Origin of the sequence: Stenotrophomonas sp. PS02300, from assembly GCF_029959395.1 — a bacterium.
Taxonomy (GTDB): Bacteria; Pseudomonadota; Gammaproteobacteria; order Xanthomonadales; family Xanthomonadaceae; genus Stenotrophomonas; species Stenotrophomonas maltophilia_AD.
The window spans coordinates 1-3,855 of record NZ_JASCOP010000212.1 but is presented as its reverse complement, the minus strand read 5'-3'; the positions used below and the strand labels follow the sequence as shown (position 1 = coordinate 3,855).

At 68.3% G+C, this 3,855-nt stretch carries 4 protein-coding genes; 2 read left to right on the top strand and 2 right to left on the bottom strand.

What is annotated here, in order from left to right; genetic code table 11:
- Both QMX79_RS20295 and QMX79_RS20290 read left to right on the top strand, forming a co-directional pair.
- On the top strand, positions 1–1,189 hold a 1,189-nt coding region (locus QMX79_RS20295), incomplete at its 5' end, for an O-succinylhomoserine (thiol)-lyase (protein WP_282248386.1).
- Positions 1,186–2,277, top strand: a complete 1,092-nt coding sequence (locus QMX79_RS20290; RefSeq protein WP_282248385.1) for a homoserine dehydrogenase — start codon at positions 1,186–1,188, stop codon at positions 2,275–2,277. The genes QMX79_RS20295 and QMX79_RS20290, both read left to right, overlap by 4 nt.
- Here QMX79_RS20290 and QMX79_RS20285 read toward each other — a convergent pair.
- Together QMX79_RS20285 and QMX79_RS20280 are read right to left on the bottom strand one after the other, a co-directional pair.
- On the bottom strand, positions 2,240–3,238 hold the full coding sequence (locus QMX79_RS20285) for an alpha/beta hydrolase (protein ID WP_282248384.1): 999 nt from the start codon (positions 3,236–3,238) through the stop codon (positions 2,240–2,242). The genes QMX79_RS20290 and QMX79_RS20285 overlap by 38 nt on opposite strands.
- A 48-nt stretch (positions 3,239–3,286) precedes the next feature.
- A partial coding sequence (locus QMX79_RS20280; RefSeq protein WP_282248383.1) for an L-serine ammonia-lyase occupies positions 3,287–3,855 on the bottom strand: 569 nt, incomplete at its 5' end.

Sequence of the window (3,855 nt, the reverse complement as noted above, 5' to 3'; positions counted from 1 at the left end):
CGCCGGTATCGATCGCGATACCGCGCACGGGGCGGTGACCCCGCCGATCGTGTTGTCGTCGAACTTCAGCTTCGATGGCTTCGGCAACAAGCGCCAGTACGACTACACCCGCAGCGGCAACCCCACCCGCGACCTGCTGGGCGAGGCGCTGGCCGAACTCGAAGGCGGTGCGGGCGGCGTGATTACCTCCACCGGCATGGGCGCGATCAACCTGGTGCTCAACGCGCTGCTGGAACCGGGCGATACCCTGGTGGTGCCGCACGACGCATACGGCGGCAGCTGGCGCCTGTTCAACGCCTTGGCCAAGAAGGGCCACTTCCAGCTGGTCACCGCCGACCTGACCGATCCGCGCTCGCTGGCCGATGCGCTGGCGCAGTCGCCGACGCTGGTGTTGATCGAAACTCCGTCCAACCCGCTGCTGCGCATCACCGACCTGCGCTTCGTCATCGATGCCGCGCACCGCGCCGGTGCGAAGGTGGTGGTCGACAATACTTTCCTGTCGCCGGCGCTGCAGCAGCCGATCGCCTTCGGTGCCGACGTGGTGCTGCATTCGACCACCAAGTACATCAACGGCCACAGCGATGTGGTCGGTGGCGCGGTGGTCGCGCGCGACCCGGCCCTGCACGAACAGCTCGTGTGGTGGGCCAACGCGCTGGGCCTGACCGGTTCGCCGTTCGATGCCTTCCTGACCCTGCGCGGGTTGCGCACGCTCGGTGCGCGGTTGCGCGTGCACCAGGAAAACACCGCCGACATCGTGAAGCTGCTGGCCGCCAGCGATGCAGTGGCCAACGTCTACTACCCCGGGCTGGCCTCGCACCCGGGCCACGCCATCGCCGCGCGCCAGCAGAGTGGCTTCGGCGCGATGCTGTCCTTCGAGCTGGCCTCGTGCCCCGGCGATGACCCGCACGCGGCGGTGCGCGCCTTCGTCGATGGCCTGCGCTGCTTCACCCTGGCCGAATCGCTGGGCGGGGTGGAGAGCCTGGTCGCGCACCCGGCCACCATGACCCATGCGGCGATGACCGCCGAGGCCCGCGCCCATGCGGGGATCAGCGAAGGGTTGCTGCGCCTGTCGGTGGGTATCGAAGCTGCGGAAGACCTCGTCGCGGACCTGCAGGCAGGCCTGGAACGCGCGCAGGCGGTGATCGACCGCCAGGCGCAGCTGGCCCGCCGCAAACAGGTGGATGCATGAGCGCGGTGCTGCCGTTCGCGCGACCGACGCCGCGCCGGTTGGCGCTGCTGGGCACCGGTACCGTGGGTACCGCCTTCGTGCAGCGCTACCAGAGTCTGCAGTCGCGGGGTATCGAACTTCCCCACTTCTCGTGGCTGGCCAATTCGCGCACGGCACGCGCCTGCGAACAGCAGCCGGCGCAGGCCCTGGAGAGCGCCAACGATGCCGCGCGCACGGTGCCGGCGCTGCAACCCTGGGCCGAGGCCGAAGGGCTGCAGCGCGGTGACGTGGTGGTGGACGCCACCGCCAGCGACGATGTGGCCAACTGGCATGAGCAGTGGCTGGCGCGCGGCGTGCACGTGGTCACCGCCAACAAGCTGGGGCAGGGCGCGCAGCTGGCGCGTGCACAGGCCATCGCCGGCAGCGGGTTGGACGGTGGTGCGCGTTACGGTGACAGCGCCACGGTGGGTGCAGGGCTGCCGCTGTTGAGCAGCCTGCGCGGGCTGGTGGCCGGCGGCGATCGCATCCACCGGGTGGAAGGCGTGCTGTCGGGGTCGTTGGCGTGGCTGTTCCATCACTACGACGGCCAGCGTCCGTTCTCGGCATGGGTGCGCGAGGCAGCTGGCGCCGGGTACACCGAGCCGGATCCGCGGGTGGACCTGTCCGGTGAGGACGTGCGCCGCAAACTCCTGATTCTTGCCCGCGCCAGCGGCATCGCGCTGCGTGCCGAACAGGTGGCCGTGTCTTCGCTGGTGCCGGACGCACTGGCCGCGCTGTCGACCGCCGAGGCGATCGAACAGCTGGCACTGCTGGATGCACCGCTGCAGCAGCACTGGCAGCAGGCGCGCGCGCAGGGCGGCTGCCTGCGCTTCATCGGTGGATTCGACCACGACGGTGCCAGTGTCGGCCTGCGCATCGTGCCATTGGACCACCCGCTGGCTGGCGGCGCGCAGACCGACAACCGCGTGGCGATCCATAGTGACCGCTACAGCGCCCAACCCCTGTTGATCCAGGGCCCGGGCGCCGGTGCGGAGATCACCGCCGCAGCATTGCTGGACGACGTGTTGTCGATTACTCGCCCTTCAACGCCTTCAACAACGCCGCGTTGAACCGCTCCGGGTCCTGCACCTGCGGCGAATGCCCCAGGTCGTCGAAGCTCACCAGCGTCGCCCCTGGAATCGCGGCGGCAGCCGCCTTGCCCAGCGCCGGGTAATCGCCCAGCGTGGCTTTCAGCGCGGGTGATGCCAGGTCACGCCCGATCGCGGTACGGTCCTTCTGGCCGATGAACAACGTGGTGGGAACCCGCACGTTGGGCAGTTCGTACACCACCGGCTGGTTGAACACCATGTCCGAGGTCAGCGCCTGGCTCCAGGCCACGGCCTGCTTGCCGGGGCCGGCGTACATGCCGGCCTGCATCCGCGCCCAGTGTTCGTACTCGGGCGTCCACTGGCCGCTGTAGTAGACGTCAAGCTGGTACTTCTTGATGCTGTCGAAACTGGTCTTCAGTTCGTTGGCATACCACGCATCCACGCTGCGCCACGGCACGCCCTTGGCCTTCCAGTCTTCCAGCCCGATCGGATTGACCAGTGCCAGCTGGCGCAGCTGCTGCGGGTACATCAACGCGAACCGCGTAGCCAGCATGCCGCCCATCGAATGGCCGACCAGGTCGACCTTGGTGGTGTCCAGCTTGAGGTGGGCCAGCAGCGCTTCGGTATTGGCGGCCAGCTGCCCAAACGAGTACTGGTAGCGCAACGGCTTGCTGGATTTGCAGAAGCCGACCTGGTCCGGGGCGATCACCCGGTAGCCGGCCGCGCTCAACGCCTTGATCGTGTCGCGCCAGGTGCCCGCACAGAAGTTCTTGCCATGCAGCAGCACCACGGTGCCGGCCATCGGCACCCCTTCCGGCGCAACGTCAAGGTAGGCCATTTCCAGCGGCTGGCGCTGCGAATCGAAGCTGAAGGTCTTGACCGGCCAGCCGTAGTCGAAGGCCTGCAGGCGCGCATCATAGGTATCGGCGGCGAACGAGGTCAGGGGCAGGCAGGCAAGCAGGGCGGCGGCCAGGGTGCGCATGGCGGTCTCCAGTGGGGGAGCCCCGAGGATAACCGCCCGCGCGGCCGATCAGCACTCGATGACGTTTACCGCCAAGCCGCCGCGGCTGGTTTCCTTGTACTTGTCCTGCATGTCGCGGCCGGTATCGCGCATGGTCTTGATGACCTTGTCCAGCGATACCTTGTGCTTGCCGTCGCCACGCATCGCCATGCGCGAGGCGTTGATCGCCTTCACCGCGCCCATCGCGTTGCGCTCGATGCAGGGAATCTGTACCAGCCCGCCGATCGGGTCGCAGGTCAGGCCCAGGTTGTGTTCCATGCCGATCTCGGCGGCGTTCTCGATCTGGCTGGGGTTGCCGCCCAATGCCGCGACCAGGCCACCGGCGGCCATCGAACAGGCCACGCCCACTTCGCCCTGGCAGCCGACTTCGGCACCGGAAATCGAGGCGTTTTCCTTGTACAGGATGCCGATGGCGGCCGAGGTCAGCAGGAAATCGAACACGCGCTGTTCGTTGGCGCCGGGGCAGAAACGGTCGAAGTAATGCAGCACGGCCGGCAGCACGCCGGCCGCGCCATTGGTCGGCGCGGTCCCCACGCGGCCGCCGGCGGCGTTCTCTTCGTTGACCGCCAGCGCGGACA